Raw genomic sequence first — 16326 nt, 5'->3', positions numbered from 1 at the left:
GAACGCCGACCGAAGCCGATCCGGAGGTACGCACGTATGAGTTCCGCCCCGCCGCCAGGCCTCGACCCCGAGCAGCTGCGCCGCTTCCTCGACCGCGAGCGCCCCGGCCTGGTGTCCGGCCCCCTCGAAGCCCGGCTGATCGAAGGCGGCCGGTCGAACCTGACGTACGTCGTGACCGACGGCACCGGCCGCTGGGTCGTCCGCCGGCCGCCGCTCGGCCACGTCCTCGCCACGGCCCACGACATGCGGCGCGAGCACCGGGTCATCAGCGCCCTGCACGACACGGACGTGCCCGTGCCGGAGACGCTGCTGCTCTGCGAGGACGACTCCGTGCTCGGGGCGCCGTTCTACGTCATGGAGTTCGTCGACGGGACGCCGTACCGCTCGGCGGCGGAACTCGCCCCGCTCGGCCCCGAGCGCACCCGTGCCGCCGTCCTCGGCCTGGTCGACACCCTCGTCGATCTGCACGCCGTGGACCCCGAGGCCGTCGGGCTCGGCGACTTCGGCCGTCCCGAGGGCTTCCTCGACCGGCAGCTGCGACGCTGGGGCAAGCAGCTCGACGCCTCGCGCGGGCGGGAACTCGCCGGGATCGACGAGCTGCACGCCGCGCTCGGCCGGGCGCTGCCCGTCTCCCCCGCTCCCACGGTGATCCACGGCGACTACCGGCTCGACAACGTCCTCATCGACGGCGACGACCGCATCCGGGCCGTCCTCGACTGGGAGATGTCGACCCTCGGCGACCCGCTGACCGACCTCGGTCTGCTCGTCATGTACAGCACGCCGCTCGACCTGCCCGACTCCCCCATCTCCACGACCGCCACGGCCCCCGGACACCCGACCGCCGCCGAACTGGTCGAGCGCTACGCCGCCCGCTCGGGCCGCGACACCTCCGCCCTCGCCTGGTACACCGCCTTCGCCTGGTTCAAGCTCGCCGTGATCCTGGAGGGCATCCACTACCGCTGGACGCTCGGGCAGACCGTCGGCGCGGGCTTCGACCGCATCGGCGAACTCGTCCCCGTCTTCATCGAGCACGGCCTGACCACCCTTCAGGAGGGCTGAACCGCCATGGACTTCGCCTACGACGCGCGCACCGAGGAACTCCGCGAGAAGCTCCTCGCCTTCATGGACGAGCACGTGTACCCGGCCGAGACGGTCGCCGAGGAACAGCGGGCCCTGCTCGCCTCTCCCTGGGACACCCCGCAGGTCGTCGAGGACCTCAAGGCCGAGGCCAGGCGGCAAGGCCTCTGGAACCTCTTCCTTCCGGACGCGGAGTACGGTGCCGGGCTGACGAACCTCCAGTACGCGCCGCTCGCCGAGATCACCGGCCGCAGCCCTCACTTGGCCCCCACCGCCCTCAACTGCGCCGCCCCGGACACCGGGAACATGGAACTGCTCGCCCAGTTCGGCGACGAGGCGCAGAAGAAGCAGTGGCTGGAGCCGCTCCTCGCGGGCGAGATCCGCTCGGCGTTCGCGATGACCGAGCCCGAGGTCGCCTCCTCGGACGCGACGAACATCGAGACCCGGATCCGGCGGGACGGCGACTCGTACGTCGTCGACGGGCGGAAGTGGTACATCTCCGGGGCGATGAACCCCGACTGCAAGATCTTCATCCTCATGGGCAAGACCGACCCCGACGGGACGGACATCCGCCGCCAGCAGTCCATGATCCTCGTGCCGCGCGACACCCCCGGCGTCGAGGTACGACGGGCGATGCAGGTCTACGGCTACGAGGACCACTCCCACGGCGGGCACGCCGAGGTGATCTTCGACGACGTACGCGTCCCCGCCTCGCATCTCATCGGCGAGGAGGGCGGCGGCTTCGCCATCGCGCAGGCGCGGCTCGGCCCCGGCCGCATCCACCACTGCATGCGACTCATCGGCATGGCCGAGCGGGCCGTCGAGCTGATGTGCCGGCGCGCGGTCACCCGTACCGCCTTCGGCAAGTCGCTCGCCCAGCAGGGCGTCGTACAGAACTGGATCGCGGACGCCCGGGTGACGATCGAGCAGCTGCGGCTCCTCGTCCTCAAGACGGCCTGGCTGATGGACACCGTCGGGAACCGGGGCGCGCACACCGAGATCCAGGCCATCAAGATCGCGACCCCGCGCGCGGTCGTCGACATCATCGACAAGGCCGTCCAGGCGCACGGGGCGGGCGGGGTCTCGCAGGACTTCCCACTGGCCGAACTGTGGGCGGCGGCGCGGACGCTGAAGCTCGCGGACGGACCGGACGAGGTGCACCAGCGGTCGCTCGCGCGCCGGGAGCTGAAGAAGTACCTGTAGTCGAGGGCGCTCGGCCCAGGATCCGGGAGTACGCGCTCAGGGCGGCCGCAAGGCTCAGGGTCGCAGCGCGCGCAGCAGCAGATCGGCGAGGTGGCCGGCGACCTGCTCGGGGGTGAGCGGGCCGTCCGGGCGGTACCAGGTGGAGAGGTGGTGCACCGAGCCGAAGTGGTAGTCGACGACCAGGTCGGCCGGGGTCGCCGAGGAGAACACCCCGGCCTGCTGGCCCTCCTCGATCAGGGCGCGGAACCGCTCGTGGTAGCGGCGCCGCTCCGACCTGACCTGCTTGTTCTTCTCCGGGCTCAGGTGGTGCATGGAGCGGAAGAAGATGGCGGCGTCGTCGAGGTTCTCGATGGTGGTGACGACGACGTCGGCGGCGGCGTCGCGCAGCCGCTCCTCGATGGGCGCGTCGGCGTCCGCGAAGGCGTCGAGGCGCTCCTGCTGGAGGCGCAGCACCCGGGAGTAGACCTCCTGGAGGAGGTCCTCCTTGGAGCCGAAGTAGTGGTAGAGCGCGCCCTTGGTGACCCCGGCGGCCTCGACGATCTCCTGTACGGAGGTGCGGTCGTACCCCTGCTCGGCGAAGAGCCGGGTGGCGGCGGCGAGGAGTCTCTGGGGGACGGGCGCACCGCTCCCGTCCGTCGTCCTGGCCATGCTCCGCCGCCTTCCTTGGTGTTCGTTCTCGATGATGAATTCCGGTCAGGGGAACGCTTCCCCGCCCGTAGATCTTCGCATCCGATCGGGCCCCGCCTAACGGGCGCCCGTCTCCCAGGCCTGCTGGACGTGGTTCATGGTGCCCAGCCAGCGCTCGGGGTCGGTGGCCCGGTTGCGGTAGTAACCGGCCACCTCGGGGTGCGGCAGGACGAGGAAGCGGTCGGCGGCGATGGCGTCGAGGAGCGCGTCGGCGACGTCCTCGGGCTCGATGGCGGTGGGGGCCAGGACGAGTTCGCCGGCCGTCCCGGCGGCCGTGAGCATGTCCGTACGGACGCCCTGCGGGCAGATGGCGTGGACGGCGAGGCCGCGGTGCCGGTAGGTGAGGGAGAGCCATTCGGCGAAGGCGTACGCGCCGTGCTTGGAGACGCTGTACGGCGCCGCGCCGATCATGGTGAGCAGCCCGGCGGCGGAGACCGTGGACACGAAGCGGCCGCTGCCGCGCTCCAGCCAGTCGGGGAGCAGGGCGCGGGCCGCGCGGACGTGGGCCATGACGTTGACGTCCCAGGCGGCGGCCCAGACGTCCTCGTCGGCGAAGGCGTCACCGGGCGAGGAGAGGCCGGCGTTGGCGCACCAGATGTCGACGGTGCCGCCGAGGGCCTCGCGGGCCTCGTCGACGACGGCGGAGGCGTCACCGGGCACGGCGAGGGCGCCGATCTCCTCGGCGACGGCCTTGGTGCGGACGGGGTCCAGGTCGTTGACGACGACCCGGGCGCCCTCGGCGACGAAGCGGCGCGCGAGGGCGGCGCCGATGCCGCCGCCCGCTCCCGTGACGACGACTCCGGCGCCCTGGACCTGGCCCTGGACCTTGTTCGTTCCCTCGCTCATGGACCCACCTCTCCGCTGTGACGACCCGAGCAGACTAACCAGTCGGTATGGAATCCGGAAGAGTGTCCGCCGCACGCCTCGTTCCCGTGGGCGGTCAGGACCGCTAGCGTGCGTGCCCATGTCACGCGCCCCGGCCGGGGACGGCGATCGAGGAGGTTTCGCATGGGCCTGTCGCGACGGAGTCTGCTGGCCGCCGGGGGCGCCCTCGGGGCGGTGGCGGCCACCGCGCCCACCGCTGCGGCTACCACCGCACCCACCGCCTCGGCCGGCTCGCCCGCCTCGGCGGCGGGGCAGCCGCACGGGCACGCGCGCGTGCGGACCGGATTCGAGCGCCTCGCCGACGACGGGTACGCGCTGCTCGCCGGTGAGCGCGTCGGCGTCGTCACCAATCCGACCGGCATCACCCGGGACGCCCGGCACATCGTCGATGCGATGCACGCCGACGAGCGGGTGGACCTGGTGGCCGTCTTCGGCCCGGAGCACGGCTTCCGGGGCACCGCGCAGGCGGGCGGCTCCGAGGGGCGGTACGACGACCCGGCGACCGGGCTGCCGGTCTACGACACGTACCTGAAGAGCGGGCAGCCGCTGGCGGACGTCTTCACCGCCTCCGGCGTGGACACGGTCGTCTTCGACATCCAGGACGCCGGCGCCCGCTTCTACACCTACATCTGGACGCTGTACGACTGCATGGTGGCCGCCGCGCTCGCCGGGAAGCGGTTCGTGGTCCTGGACCGGCCGAACCCGGTGACCGGGCGGGCGGCGCTCGGCCCCGTCCTGGACCGGGCGTTCGCCACCTTCGTCGGACGCGAGCCGATCGCGCAGGCGCACGGCATGACGGTGGCCGAGCTGGCCCGCCTCTTCAACGGCGAGTTCCTCGCGAAGCCCGTCGCCCTGGAGACCGTACGGATGACCGGGTGGCGCCGCGGCGACTTCTTCGACGCCACCGGGCTGCCCTGGGTGCCGCCCAGCCCCAACATGCCGACGCCGGAGACCGCGCTCGTCTACTCCGGCACCTGCCTCTTCGAGGGAACGAACCTCTCCGAGGGCCGGGGCACCACCCGCCCCTTCGAGCTCCTGGGCGCGGAGGGGATCGACCGGCGGTGGGCGGAGGCGGCGAACGCGCTCGGTCTGCCCGGGGTCCGGTTCCGGGAGGCGTACTTCGCGCCGACCTTCTCCAAGTTCCAGGGGAAGACCGTGGGCGGGGTGCAGCTGCACGTCCACGACCGGGAGTCCTTCGATCCGGTACGGACCGGGATCGGGCTCCTGGTCACCGCCCGGAGCTCGTGGTCCGGCTTCGCCTGGCGGGCGGACAACTGGATCGACAAGCTGACGGGTTCGACGCGGGTGCGGACGCTGGTCGACGCGGGCGCGGGGGTGGACGAGGTCGTCGGGGCGTGGCAGGCGGACCTGGCGGCCTTCCGGGCGGTGCGGAGGGAGTATCTGCTGTACCGCTGAGACCGGTTGCCCCGGAGACGGCGGGGCGGCGGGGCGGGGTGGGGTGGGGTGGGGTGGGGTTGTCCCCATGATCGACCGGGGTGCGGGCGGGATGTCCCGGAAACGTCCCGGCGACCAGGCTTGGCCCCATGAAACCTTCCGGTACCTCCTTACGACGCCGCCTGCCCCTCGTCGGGCTCCTCCTCGCCGCCTGCCTCGGCTCCCTGGCGCCCGCCGCCGGGGCCGCCGGGACCCCCGCCGCCCCCGAACCCGCGCGCGAACTCGCCCGTACGGCCGAGCCGTTGACCGACCTCCGGCCGCTCGACCGGATGATCGGATCGGCCAAGGTCGTCGGCATCGGGGAGACCACCCACAGCTCCGCGGAGTTCTTCGCCACCAAGCACCGGATCTTCGAACACCTCGTGGAGCGCAAGGGCTTCACCACCTTCGCCCTGGAGGCCAACTGGTCCACCGGGCTGCTCGTCGACGAGTGGGTGCGCACGGGCCGCGGCGACATCCGGGCGATCATGCGGGACGAGTTCCAGGAGTCGTACCGCCTCTGGAACACCGAGGAGTACCTCGACCTCTTCCAGTGGATGCGGCGGCACAACCAGCTCCACCCCGATCACCAGGTCCGCTTCATGGGCAACGACCTCGGCTACGCGGGCGCGAACGTCTTCGACGCCGTGACCTCGTACGTGGCCCGCACCCGTCCCGCGCTCCTCCCCCGCTTCGAGGAGCTGTACCGGAGCTCGCGCCCCACGGGAACGGTCGAGGCCTGGATGAAGGGCTACATGACCAAGCCGCGCCCCGAACGGCAGCGGTTGGCGGCCGAGGTGAACACGGCGCTCGCCCTCCTGGAGCGGCAGCGGCCCGCGAAGGACCCCCGCGCGCGTGAGGCGGCCCAGTGGGCGGTGCAGCACGCGCGGGCCATCGCCCAGGTCGGCACCGAGTACGCCCACGACGTGGAGACGGACGCGGGCATCGCCGAGGCGATGCTCTACCGCGACCGGGTCATGGCCGAGAACACCGTGTGGTGGCAGCGGCAGACCGGCGACCGGATCGTGCTCTCCGCGCACAACGGCCACGTCGGCTACGAGTCCCCGAAGCCCGACCAGTACCCGCGGATCCAGGGCGCCTTCCTGCGGGACGCGCTCGGCCGGGACTACGTGAGCGTCGGCGCCTCCTTCGGGCAGGGGTCCTTCAACGCGCACGACACCGAGGCCCCCGGCGAGCCGCTGCGGTCCTTCACCGTCGGGACACTCGGCCCGGACAGCAACGCCCACACCCTGGACCGGGTCTCTCCCGCGGCGTTCTACCTGGACCTGCGGCGCACGACACCGGCCGCACGCGACTGGCTCGGCACCGCCCGGCCGACCCGGGGCATCGGCACGGCGTACCCCTGGCCGGGCGCCGTGCACCAGTCGCGCCTCTCCACCGCGTACGACCTGCTGATCCACTTCCCCCGGATCACGGCGGCGCGCATCCGCTGAGGCGGAAGGTGCGGACGGGCCGGACGAGGCGGTACGGAGCCGGTCACCGTCCGACCGAAGCGGTACGCCTCCCGGCCGAGGTCTGGCCGGGGCCACGCGCGGGCATGCTGGCCCTGGAGCCGCCGCCCGCGCTTGGCGCGTCCTGGGCGCGACGGCCACCTCGACGGGGAGGGACGGGCCGGCCGTGACCGGGATGAGCGTGGAACCGTACCGGGAGATCACCTTCGACAAGGAGGGCGACGGGCCCGCGGGGCAGCCCGCGGCCCTCGCCGCACTGGCCCGGCAGGGCGTCACCGATCTGGTGGTGTTCGCGCACGGGTGGAACAGCTCTCCGGCCGGTGCCACCCGGCTCTGCTCCGACTTCTTCGAGCCCTTCCCCGGTCTGCTCGCCCCCGGCGTCGAGGCCGGGTACGCGGGCGTGATCTGGCCGTCGATGATGTTCACCGGCGAGCCGGGCCCCGACTACCGGGCCCTCGTGACGGTCCTTCCGGAGAAGGAGCCGGTACTCGACCGGCTCACCGAGCTCCTCGTGACGGCGCCGGCGGACGAGGCGGCGTTCGCCGAGTTCGGGGCGCTGCTGCGGGAGCTGACGGGCGTGGCCGGCGGCGCGGACGACCGGGCGGGCGTCGCCGGGCCGCGGGAGCCGGTACCGGAGTTCCTGGTCGCGGACCCGGTGGGGGTGTGCGCCCTGTTCACCGAGGCGCTGGAGGCGGAGGCCGGCAGGAGTGAAAGCCCCGAGCAGGCGGCGGGCTCCGGAGGGGGCGCCGGGCGGGCGGCGGACCCCGGGCGGCGCGCCGGGCCGGCGGAAGGCTTCGGGGAGGGGCTCAAGCGGTACTGGAAGGGCGCCCGGGAGGTCCTCCGGCAGGCCACGTACTACGTGATGAAGAAGCGGGCCGGTCACGTCGGCGAGTTCGGCCTCGGGCCGCTGCTCGGCGAGGTCGCCCGCGCCGCCCCCCGCCTCCGCGTCCACCTGGTGGGCCACAGCATGGGCGCCCGGCTCGTCGCGTACGCGCTGAAGGGGCTGCCGTCGGGGGCCCGTCCGGTCGCCTCCGTGACCCTCCTCCAGGGCGCCTTCTCGCACTACGCGTTCGCGGCGCGGCTGCCGCACGACCCCGGGCGCTCGGGATCGCTGCGGGACCTGCAGAACCGGGTCCGGGGGCCCGTGGTGGCCTGCTACTCGCGGCACGACACGGCGCTCGGGGTGTTCTATCCGCTGGCGTCCCGGCTCGCGCGCGACTCGGCGTCGCTCGCTCCGGCCGCCGGTCCGCTCGGCTCGGGCGACCCGCGCTGGGCGGCGATCGGGCACGACGGCGTCCAGGCGGTGCCGGGGACGGTCGTACGGCCGCTGGCGGAGGTGCTGCGCGAGGGAGTGCCGGCCTCGGGGTGCGTGAGTGTCGACACGGCGGACGTGGTCCGCTCCCACAGCGACATCCGCCGTGCGGAGCTGGCCCGGGTGGTGGTGTCTGCAGCGCGGACGGGCAGGTAGAAGGGGGTGCGGGGCCTCCTCCGGACCGCGGCGGGGCCCCGCCCGCGGCTGCTCCGCGCCTCGCCGGACTCCTCCGTTCCGCCCTTTCCCGGGGGCCCCTCGTCCCCCGCTGATGGCTGCCATCCGAATTTCGATGGAACACGACGGGGCGCTCGTTCGTCCCTCTGATATCGCGGAATGACCAGCGACGGAGGTGGCGGGAGATGGCCGGTTTCCGGAGTCTCGCGAGACAGGTGCGCGATCCGGGGTGCGACACGGCCCTGCGCAGGTACTCGCTGCGCAAGTGTCTGGAGCGGTTCGCGCCGTACGGGCACCGGGCTACGTGGGACCACTTGTGCCGCAGGCACAGGTTCGGACCCGAGGACCGGGAGCTCGACCCCGGGCGGCTGATCGCCGCGCTCGACGAGCTGGAGGAGGCGCGGGCCGTGTGGCTCGCGTACGAGGAGGAGTTCGCCGCCCGGCGGCGGCGCGAGAAGCACGAGGGGCTGCGCGGGCTCGGCGCCCTCGACGACTGGCACCGGCGGGTCTGGGGCGGCAACGGCGTGGTGCGGTGCGGCGATCCGGCCGTGCACCCGTCGGACCCGCTGCCGGAGGTGCTGCGGCGGCTGATCACGGCCCTGGAGGGCGACCCGGGCGAGCGGTGCCCGGTGTGCGCGGGGCCGCGCATCGAATGGGCCGGTCCCGGCGACACGTACGAGCCGTGGCTCGGTCCGGTCTGCGGGGACTGCGGGGTGGGCGTGCCGCGTGCGGTCCTCACCTCGGGGGCGCTGGCCCGCGCCCGTGGGGAGCGGAACCGGTCACTGGCGTCGGCGGCGTGAGTCGGCGCGGGACCGGCGTGCCGCCGGTACCGCCGGTGCTTCAGGTCTGTCTCAACGGGACGCGGGGGCCGGGGGATTCGGCGTGGGTGCCGATGTCACCCGAGTCGCTGGCGGAGTCCGCGGCGCGGGCGGTGGCGGCGGGCGCCGGCGAGGTCCGTGCGCATCCCCGTACGCCGTGCGGGGGTACGTCGCTCTCGCCCCGGGTGCTCGGCCCCGTCCTGAGCTCGCTCCGGGCGGCGGTGGGCAGGGAGGTGCGGGTCACGACCGTCGCGGCCGCCGAGCCCGACATGGGGCGCCGGGTGGAGCGGGTCCGGTCCTGGGCGGTGCTGCCCGACCTGGTGTCCGTCGACTGGCACGAGCCGGGGGCGGAGGAGGTGGCGGGGGCGCTCCTGGGGCGCGGGATCGGGGTCGAGGCCGGGCTGTGGGCCGGTACGGACGGAGCTGAACGCTTCGCCCGCTCGCCGCTCGCACCCCTCGTACGACGGGTCCTCGTGAAGGTCCCGTTCCCGGCGGCCGGGGGCGAAGCGGAGGGAGCCGCGCGCGCGTTCCTGTCCGCGCTCGAACTGCCGGTCGGCGTCTCCGTGTTGATGCACGGCGAGGACGGCTGCGCCTGGCCGGTGCTGCGACTCGCCCGGCGGCTGGGCCTCGCGGCCCGGATCGGCATGGAGGACACCTTGCTGCTGCCGGACGGCACCAGGGCGCGCTCCAATGCGGAACTGGTCGCGGCGGCCCTCACGGACCGAGGCCCGTCCGGCGGACCGGGGTCGGACGGGCCCCGGGGCGTCCTGACGATCACGCCGCGCGCCCGGCCCGCTCGGGGCGACACCCACTCGGGGTGACACCCGCTCGGGGTGACACCCCCGCTAGTGCCGGATCAGGCAACGTTTGCCCTGTTGATCGTGTGCCGTGACGCCTGAGCGGGGGTGACAGCGCTCAGGCGTCGGCGGTGTGGAAGGCTGGGCCGGTGACTGCGACCCTCCGTCCTCTGGACGCCGAACACTTCCCTGCCTGGCTCGAACGTAGTCGAGCCGAGTACGCCAAGGAGCTCGTTGCTCTGGGGCAGACGTCCGAGGACGCCTACCGGCAGGCGGACGAGACCATGGCGCTCTCCTTTCCGTCCGGGACACCGACCCCGGATCACGCGGTCTTCGACGTGGTCGACGATGCCGGGGTAGCCGTCGGCTACCTCTGGATCGGACCGGACAGGAGTGACGACGCCGGTGCCTGGTGGGTCTGGGACATTGTGATCGACGCCGACAAGCGTGGTCAGGGCCTGGGCCGAATGGCCATGCTCCTCGGCGAGGAATACGCCCGGGCGCGGGGCGCTCATACTCTGGGTCTCAGCGTCGCCGGGTTCAACACCGGCGCACATGGCCTTTACGAGTCGCTCGGCTACGAGACGACCTCGGTGAAGATGCGCAAGAGAATCGGCTGAGCCTCAGGCGACGTTCGCCCTGCCGACGACGGCGCGTAGGCGCCAGTCGTCGGCGTGACGGTTCCGCCAGATGATGTAGCGGCGGATCATGCTGCCCTGTTCCTTGTGGTCGGCGTGGTCGGTGCCGTCGAGGGTGAAGTAGCGCAGGGCCGTGAACTGGGCCTCGATGCGGTTAAGCCAGGAGCGCAGGGCGGCGAACAGGTGCCGCACTCCGCCGTAGCGGTTGTAGGTCGCCCGGCGCCGTCGGCGGGGTTCACGGTCGGGGTCCCTGTGCTTGCCGCCGCGTTCGGCCCACTGGCGGCCCGGGTGGGGCACCAGGTTGAGGGGACCGAACTCGTCCATGCAGAAGATGACTTCGGGCTCGCCGTCCTCGGGTACGACCTCGCCGTCGGCGATCGCGTAGAGGTGCTCGACGCGGGCCTTCTTGGCCGCGTAGTCCGGATCACGGGAGGTCTTCCAGGTTTTCAGCCGTTGAAAGGAGACGCCTTCCTCGCGGAGCAGGATGCGCAGGCCCTCGTGGCTGATGTCGTCGACCACCCCCTCGGCGACCAGGAAGTCCGCCAGCTTGGTCAGACTCCAGGTCGAGAACCCCAGGTCATGCTCGGTGGGCTTGGACTTTGCGATCTTCTTGATCTCGCGGCGTTCGGGCAGCGTGAAGGTCTTGGGCCGGCCGCCCTTGTACTTCGGATACAGCGAGTCGAAGCCGTCGGTGTTGAAGTTGTGGATCACATCCCGGACCCGGTCGCCGCTGGTGAACGACACCTCGGCGATCCTGGCCACGGGCATGCCCTGCGCGGACAGCAGCACCATCTGGGCCCGCCTCCAGGTCACCACCGACCCGGTGCCCCGACGGATGATCCGCAGCAGCAGCCGCCCCTCGTCGTCATCGATCTCACGGACCTGCACTCGTATCGCCACCCGGACAGGGTGACCGTCGCACGCCGCCCGGCACAGCACCCGGACGGCGCGTCACATCACGACAGGGCAAACGTTGCCTGACGCGGCTAGCTCTCGTCGCCGTCCTGGGCGGGGCGGCGTACCGGCAGCAGGCGGGAGCCCGCCATCCGCTCGCCGAAGACGTCGTCGGGGTTGGACAGCACGCAGGTCTCCAGGGAGAGACAGCCGCAGCCGATGCAGTCCGTCAGGTGGTCGCGGAGCCGGCCGAGCTGTTTGATGCGCTCGTCCAGCTCGGTGCGCCAGGCGGCCGAGAGCCGGGCCCAGTCCTCGTTGGTGGGCGTGCGCTCCTCCGGGAGCTGGGCGAGGGCCTGGCGGATCGTCGCCAGCGGGATCCCCACGCGCTGCGCGGCGCGGACGAAGGCGACCCGGCGCAGGGTGTCGCGGCCGTAGCGGCGCTGGTTGCCCGTGGTGCGGCGGCTGTTGATGAGCCCCTTCGCCTCGTAGAAGTGGAGGGCGGAGACGGCGGCCCCGCTACGGGCGGAGACCTGGCCGACGGTGAGCTCGTGGATCTTCTCTGGAATCTGCGGCACCCACCGACCCTACTGGTCCGTTGACAGCGGACCGCCCACCCCCACATGCTGAGCAAGCGCTTGGATACCGACCGTTGGGTATGTCGTACCAGGTGGGGCATTCCGGACCAGAAGGGAACAGGAACATGGCCGAGCCGAGGATCTTCACCTCCGCCGAGGAGCTGCGCGCGGGGGTCGGCGAGCAGCTGGGGCACAGCGACTGGGTGGAGATCGACCAGAAGCGGATCGACCTCTTCGCCGAGGCGACCGGGGACCACCAGTGGATCCACGTGGACCCGGAGCGCGCAGCCACCGGCCCGTTCGGCACGACCATCGCGCACGGCTATCTGACCCTGTCGCTGCTTCCGCTGTTCGTTCCGCAGGTGCTGCGGGTCGAGGGCATGAAGATGGGCCTCAACTACGGCACGGAGAAGGTGCGTTTCCCCGCGCCCGTGCCGGTCGGCTCGCGCCTGCGCGCCACGGCCGTCCTGACGAAGGTCGAGGAGGCCGGCGGCGGTGTGCAGGTGACGGCGGCCGTGACGGTCGAGCGCGAGGGCTCAGAGAAGCCGGTCTGCGTCGCCGAGTCGGTCTCCCGCTACTACTTCTGAGCGCCGACCATCCTGAGGACGAGGTCGGCGTAGAGCGCGCCGACCTCGTCGGGCGACCGGCGTCCCTGGGCGTTGAACCAGCGCGAGACGTCGATGCAGAGCGAGAGCACGGCCACCGTGGTGCCGGCGACGTCCGGCACGGCGAACTCGCCCGCCGCCACACCCTCGTCGATGATGCCGCGCACCGCCGCGTCGGACTGGCGGCGCAGCTCCACGATCTCGGCCCGGTGCTCGGGGCCGAGGGCGTCGAGCTCGTACTGGACGACCCGCGCGGTGGTGTGGCGCTCGGCGTGCCAGCGGACGAAGGAGCGCACGGCGTCGGCGAGGCGCTCGGCGGCCGTGCCGTCGCCGCCGGCCGCGGCCCGGAGGATCTCCAGGGCCTTGTCGTGACCGATGCGGCTGATCCGGTGGAGCAGCTCTTCCTTGGTCTTGTAGTGGATGTAGAGCGCGGCCGGGCTCATCCCCGCGCGACCTGCGATGTCCCGGGTGGTGGTGGCGTGGTAGCCGCGCTCGGCGAACGCCTCGACGGCGGCCACGAGCAGTCGCCGGGCCGCCTCGGGCGTGACCTCGCCCCAGGGCATGTCCTCGCCCCCGGGCGTCTCCTCCGCCGCGCTCATCCCACACTCCCTCTCGGACCCCGTCAGGACGCTCACCATACCAACGAGGGTGAGCAAGCGCTTAGAGACGGAGCGTGGCAGCTCAGGGCCCGGCGGGCGGTCAGAGCTTCTGGAAGGGGTCGTGCTCGGCGAGGAGCTTCTCCAGGCGGGCCTGGTCGACCCGGCTGACGATCTGCCCGGCCTCCTGGCGGTCGCGGACGACCTTGGCGAGGGTGAAGGCCGAGGTCGTGAGGTAGAGGACCGAGACGGCGAGGAAGGCGCGCACCCAGGCGCTGGCCTCCAGCTGGTAGACGCCGATGGCCACGGCCGCGCCGGCGACCGCGAAGGAGATGACGGCCTGCGTGTAGTAGGCGGCGGTGTTCTGCTGCTTGACCTGTGTGTCGCTCATGCGGGACAGCATCGGGCGGATGTGCCCCGTGCCACATCCGCCCTCGTACTCAGTCGCGGTCGCCCGGTACTCAGAACGCCGAGACTCAGAACGCCGAGACCCCCGTCAGCGCACGGCCGATGATGAGCTTCTGGATCTGGCTGGTGCCCTCGTACAGGGTCATGACGCGCGCGTCCCGGAGGAGCTTCCCGGCCGGGTACTCGTCGATGTAGCCGTAGCCGCCGAAGACCTGGAGGGCGTTGTTCGCGGCGCGGACGGCGGCCTCGGAGGCGTACAGCTTCGCCTTGGAGGCGGCGGTCGCGAAGTCCTGGCCGCGGTCGATCAGGTCGGCGACCCGCCAGGTGAGCAGCCGGGCGGCGTCCACGTCGACGGCGATGTCGCTGATCAGCTCCTGCACGAGCTGGTAGGAGGCGATGGGCTTGCCGAACTGCTCGCGCTCGCCCGCGTACCGGACGGCCGCGTCGAGGGCGGCCTGGGCGATGCCGACACAGCCGGCGGCGACGGACATCCGGCCCTTGGCGAGGGCGGACATGGCGACGGTGAAGCCCTTGCCCTCGGGGCCGAGCATCGCGGCGGCCGGGACGCGGACGTCCTCGAGGACGAGTTCGGCGGTGGCCTGGCCGCGCAATCCGAGCTTGCCGTGAATGGCGCGACGGGTGAGGCCGGGGGTGTCGGTGGGGACGAGGAAGGCGGAGACGCCCTTGTGGCCGGGGGTGTCGTTGGTGCGGGCGAAGAGCAGCACGACCTCGGCCCAGGTGCCGTTGGTGATGAACATCTTGGTGCCGCTGATGAGGTAGTCGTCGCCGTCGCGCACGGCCCGGGTGGCGAGGTTCCCGGCGTCGGAGCCGGTGCCGGGCTCGGTGAGGCCGAAGCAGCCGAGCGCCTCGCCGGACGCGAGCCGGGGCAGCCACCGCCGCTTCTGCTCCTCACTGCCCCAGGCGGCGACGGTCTTGGCGACCAGGCCGAGGGAGACGGAGACGATGCCGCGCACGGAGGAGTCGCCGCGGCCGAGCTCCTCGGTCACGAGGCAGTACGCGAGGTGGTCGCCGCCGGAACCGCCGTACTCCTCCGGGATCGTGAGCCCGAGGAAGCCGACGGCTCCGAGCTTCTTCACGATGGCCCGGTCCACCTCCTCGGCGCGGTCCCACGCCACGGCGTGCGGGGTGACCTCGCGCGCGACGAAGTCCTCGGCGAGCCGCCGTACGGCTTCCTGCTCCTCGCTGAGTTCCAGATTCATGCGGCGCCCACCTCACCCGACTATTTAATTACCACTGCTAGTTTTTGCGGTGCAGGCCTACTATGTGCGCCATGGCCCGACCGCGCAAGCCCCTGCTCAGCCGAGACCGCATCGTCGAGACGGCGGGCGCGCTCGTCGACGCGGAGGGCCTCGGCGCGCTCTCGACCCGGCGGCTCGCGGCCGAACTCGGGGTGAGCGGGCCCTCGCTCTACAACCACTTCCGCACCAAGGACGAGATCCTCGACGCCGTCGCCGACGCGGTGAGCTCGAAGATCGATCTGTCGATGTTCACGGAGGACGACGGCCGCGACTGGCAGACGGCGCTGCACGACTGGGCCGTCTCCTACCGCGCCGCCCTCGCCGACCACCCGCACATCGTTCCGGTGCTCGCCCAGGGCCCCGGCCGCCGCCCGGCGGGACTGCGCGTCGCGGACGCCGTCTTCGGCGCGATGGTCCGCGCGGGCTGGCCGCCATCCCAGGCCACCTCCATCGGCGCGCTGATGCGGTACTTCGTCACCGGCTCCGCGCTCGGCTCCTTCGCGCGCGGCTTCGTCGACGACGAGACGGCCTACGACGCCGCCGACTACCCCCACCTCGGCCAGGCGCACCGACTCGCCGAGCACCGGCAGAAGGTCGACGAGGGCGCGTTCGCCACGGGCCTGCGGGCGCTGCTCGACGGGCTGCGGCTCCAGTACGAGGCCCAGGTGCGCGAGTCCGCGGCGCGCGCCTCGGCCCGGCCCTCCGCACCGCGGGAGGCCCGGCCCTCCGCACCGCAGGACGGTTCGGCCGCCGCCGAAGCGTGAGTGCGGGACGCTGGTCGCATGGCAGCCAGTGACCTCGCCGCGCTCGCGGCGCTCTTCGCGGACGAGACCCGCGCCGCGTTCCTGCTCGCCCTGCTCGACGGGCGGGCCTGGACCTCCGGGGAACTCGCCCGGCACGCGGGCGTGGCGCCGTCCACCGCCAGCGAGCACCTCGGAAAGCTCGTCACCGGCGGGGTGCTCACGGAGGAACGGCAGGGCCGCCACCGGTACGTGCGCCTCGCCGACCCCGGGATCGCGCATCTCGTCGAGGACCTGGCCACCCGGTCCGAGCCGGTGGTGCCCGCGCCGCCCCGCTCGCTGGGCGCCGCGAGCGCCGGACGGGCGATGGCCCGGGGAAGGACCTGTTACGACCATCTCGCCGGGCGGCTCGGCATCGCGATCACCGAGGCGATGACCGCCCGGGGGCTGCTGCGCCAGGACACCGGGTTCGCCCTCACGGACCGGGGCCTGACCTGGTTTGACGAGCTGGGCATCCCCCTCGTACGCCGCGGGCGGCGGCCCGTCGCGCGCGGCTGCCTCGACTGGACCGAACGCCGGCCGCACCTCGCGGGGCTCGCGGGCGCCGCGCTGTGCCGGCACGCGCTGGACGCCGAGTGGTGCGTACGGATCGGGTCCGAGCGGGCCGTGAAGGTGACCGGGCGGGGCGAGAGCGCGCTGTACGCCCACCTGGGCATCGCTCCGGAGGAACTGCGATGAGGCGGCTGCCGTCC

The 16326-nt window shown here is 72.7% G+C and carries 18 protein-coding genes; 11 read left to right on the top strand and 7 right to left on the bottom strand.

What is annotated here, in order from left to right; genetic code table 11:
• Positions 1-36 precede the first annotated feature (36 nt).
• Together N5875_RS30810 and N5875_RS30805 are read left to right on the top strand one after the other, a co-directional pair.
• Positions 37-1059, top strand: coding sequence for a phosphotransferase (locus N5875_RS30810; RefSeq protein ID WP_318206944.1), 1023 nt, complete (start codon positions 37-39; stop codon positions 1057-1059).
• A 6-nt stretch (positions 1060-1065) separates the two neighbouring features.
• Complete coding sequence (locus N5875_RS30805) at positions 1066-2280, top strand: acyl-CoA dehydrogenase family protein (protein ID WP_318206945.1); 1215 nt, start codon at positions 1066-1068, stop codon at positions 2278-2280.
• A 54-nt stretch (positions 2281-2334) separates the two neighbouring features.
• Here the strand turns inward: N5875_RS30805 and N5875_RS30800 are convergent, their stop codons facing one another.
• Positions 2335-2928 carry a TetR/AcrR family transcriptional regulator gene (locus tag N5875_RS30800; protein ID WP_338497449.1) on the bottom strand — a complete coding sequence of 198 codons (594 nt, stop codon included), beginning with the start codon at positions 2926-2928 and terminating at the stop codon, positions 2335-2337.
• A gap of 96 nt (positions 2929-3024) precedes the next feature.
• The gene (locus N5875_RS30795; RefSeq protein ID WP_318206947.1) at positions 3025-3813 is read right to left on the bottom strand and encodes an SDR family oxidoreductase; all 789 of its coding nucleotides are present in this window, start codon (positions 3811-3813) and stop codon (positions 3025-3027) included.
• A gap of 162 nt (positions 3814-3975) precedes the next feature.
• Between N5875_RS30795 and N5875_RS30790 the strand changes: the two genes are divergently transcribed.
• From N5875_RS30790 to N5875_RS30765, 6 genes are all read left to right on the top strand, one after another.
• A complete protein-coding gene (locus N5875_RS30790) occupies positions 3976-5268 on the top strand; it encodes a DUF1343 domain-containing protein (RefSeq protein ID WP_338497447.1) in 1293 nt (430 codons plus the stop codon).
• 128 nt (positions 5269-5396) lie between these two features.
• Positions 5397-6740, top strand: a complete 1344-nt coding sequence (locus N5875_RS30785; RefSeq protein ID WP_318206949.1) for an erythromycin esterase family protein — start codon at positions 5397-5399, stop codon at positions 6738-6740.
• A 193-nt stretch (positions 6741-6933) separates the two neighbouring features.
• Positions 6934-8226, top strand: a complete 1293-nt coding sequence (locus N5875_RS30780) for a serine-threonine protein kinase (RefSeq protein WP_338497445.1) — start codon at positions 6934-6936, stop codon at positions 8224-8226.
• A 203-nt stretch (positions 8227-8429) separates the two neighbouring features.
• Positions 8430-9044 (top strand): hypothetical protein, encoded by a 615-nt coding sequence (locus N5875_RS30775; RefSeq protein WP_318206951.1) that lies wholly within the window; start codon positions 8430-8432, stop codon positions 9042-9044.
• 35 nt (positions 9045-9079) lie between these two features.
• Complete coding sequence (locus N5875_RS30770) at positions 9080-9883, top strand: 3-keto-5-aminohexanoate cleavage protein (RefSeq protein WP_338499316.1); 804 nt, start codon at positions 9080-9082, stop codon at positions 9881-9883.
• Between the two features lie 125 nt (positions 9884-10008).
• Entirely contained in the window at positions 10009-10479 is a 471-nt protein-coding gene (locus N5875_RS30765; RefSeq protein ID WP_338497442.1) for a GNAT family N-acetyltransferase, read from the top strand.
• A gap of 3 nt (positions 10480-10482) precedes the next feature.
• Here N5875_RS30765 and N5875_RS30760 read toward each other — a convergent pair whose 3' ends face one another.
• Positions 10483-11397, bottom strand: coding sequence for a helix-turn-helix domain-containing protein (locus tag N5875_RS30760; RefSeq protein WP_338497440.1), 915 nt, complete (start codon positions 11395-11397; stop codon positions 10483-10485).
• Positions 11398-11483: 86 nt separating this feature from the next.
• Positions 11484-11966: a redox-sensitive transcriptional activator SoxR gene (soxR, locus tag N5875_RS30755; protein WP_318206953.1), complete on the bottom strand. Its 483-nt coding sequence runs from the start codon at positions 11964-11966 to the stop codon at positions 11484-11486.
• A 125-nt stretch (positions 11967-12091) separates the two neighbouring features.
• Here soxR and N5875_RS30750 point away from each other — a divergent pair, with 125 nt between their 5' ends.
• Entirely contained in the window at positions 12092-12553 is a 462-nt protein-coding gene (locus tag N5875_RS30750) for a MaoC family dehydratase (RefSeq protein WP_055601811.1), read from the top strand.
• Here the strand turns inward: N5875_RS30750 and N5875_RS30745 are convergent.
• From N5875_RS30745 to N5875_RS30735, 3 genes are all read right to left on the bottom strand, one after another.
• Positions 12544-13170, bottom strand: a complete 627-nt coding sequence (locus N5875_RS30745) for a TetR/AcrR family transcriptional regulator (protein WP_318206954.1) — start codon at positions 13168-13170, stop codon at positions 12544-12546. The two genes, N5875_RS30750 and N5875_RS30745, sit on opposite strands and share 10 nt — an antisense overlap.
• Positions 13171-13270: 100 nt before the next feature.
• Complete coding sequence (locus tag N5875_RS30740) at positions 13271-13558, bottom strand: YiaA/YiaB family inner membrane protein (protein ID WP_318206955.1); 288 nt, start codon at positions 13556-13558, stop codon at positions 13271-13273.
• A gap of 85 nt (positions 13559-13643) precedes the next feature.
• Positions 13644-14795 carry an acyl-CoA dehydrogenase family protein gene (locus N5875_RS30735; protein ID WP_318206956.1) on the bottom strand — a complete coding sequence of 384 codons (1152 nt, stop codon included), beginning with the start codon at positions 14793-14795 and terminating at the stop codon, positions 13644-13646.
• 62 nt (positions 14796-14857) lie between these two features.
• On the opposite strand from N5875_RS30735, the gene N5875_RS30730 reads away from it, so the two are divergent.
• Together N5875_RS30730 and N5875_RS30725 are read left to right on the top strand one after the other, a co-directional pair.
• On the top strand, positions 14858-15598 hold the full coding sequence (locus N5875_RS30730) for a TetR/AcrR family transcriptional regulator C-terminal domain-containing protein (protein ID WP_338497435.1): 741 nt from the start codon (positions 14858-14860) through the stop codon (positions 15596-15598).
• 18 nt (positions 15599-15616) lie between these two features.
• A complete protein-coding gene (locus N5875_RS30725) occupies positions 15617-16312 on the top strand; it encodes a winged helix-turn-helix domain-containing protein (protein WP_318206958.1) in 696 nt (231 codons plus the stop codon).
• Positions 16313-16326: the final 14 nt, after the last annotated feature.

It is taken from the genome of Streptomyces sp. SJL17-4 (assembly GCF_036826855.1).
Taxonomy (GTDB): domain Bacteria; phylum Actinomycetota; class Actinomycetes; order Streptomycetales; family Streptomycetaceae; genus Streptomyces.
This window is presented reverse-complemented; position numbering and strand designations above follow the sequence as displayed.

Coding starts and splice junctions, on each gene's coding strand:
- N5875_RS30810 (WP_318206944.1), top strand. CDS start 37: ATGAGTTCCGCCCCGCCGCCAGGCCTCGACCCCGAGCAGCTGCGCCGC.
- N5875_RS30805 (WP_318206945.1), top strand. CDS start 1,066: ATGGACTTCGCCTACGACGCGCGCACCGAGGAACTCCGCGAGAAGCTC.
- N5875_RS30800 (WP_338497449.1), bottom strand. CDS start 2,928: ATGGCCAGGACGACGGACGGGAGCGGTGCGCCCGTCCCCCAGAGACTC.
- N5875_RS30795 (WP_318206947.1), bottom strand. CDS start 3,813: ATGAGCGAGGGAACGAACAAGGTCCAGGGCCAGGTCCAGGGCGCCGGA.
- N5875_RS30790 (WP_338497447.1), top strand. CDS start 3,976: ATGGGCCTGTCGCGACGGAGTCTGCTGGCCGCCGGGGGCGCCCTCGGG.
- N5875_RS30785 (WP_318206949.1), top strand. CDS start 5,397: ATGAAACCTTCCGGTACCTCCTTACGACGCCGCCTGCCCCTCGTCGGG.
- N5875_RS30780 (WP_338497445.1), top strand. CDS start 6,934: ATGAGCGTGGAACCGTACCGGGAGATCACCTTCGACAAGGAGGGCGAC.
- N5875_RS30775 (WP_318206951.1), top strand. CDS start 8,430: ATGGCCGGTTTCCGGAGTCTCGCGAGACAGGTGCGCGATCCGGGGTGC.
- N5875_RS30750 (WP_055601811.1), top strand. CDS start 12,092: ATGGCCGAGCCGAGGATCTTCACCTCCGCCGAGGAGCTGCGCGCGGGG.
- N5875_RS30745 (WP_318206954.1), bottom strand. CDS start 13,170: ATGAGCGCGGCGGAGGAGACGCCCGGGGGCGAGGACATGCCCTGGGGC.
- N5875_RS30740 (WP_318206955.1), bottom strand. CDS start 13,558: ATGAGCGACACACAGGTCAAGCAGCAGAACACCGCCGCCTACTACACG.
- N5875_RS30735 (WP_318206956.1), bottom strand. CDS start 14,795: ATGAATCTGGAACTCAGCGAGGAGCAGGAAGCCGTACGGCGGCTCGCC.
- N5875_RS30730 (WP_338497435.1), top strand. CDS start 14,858: ATGTGCGCCATGGCCCGACCGCGCAAGCCCCTGCTCAGCCGAGACCGC.
- N5875_RS30725 (WP_318206958.1), top strand. CDS start 15,617: ATGGCAGCCAGTGACCTCGCCGCGCTCGCGGCGCTCTTCGCGGACGAG.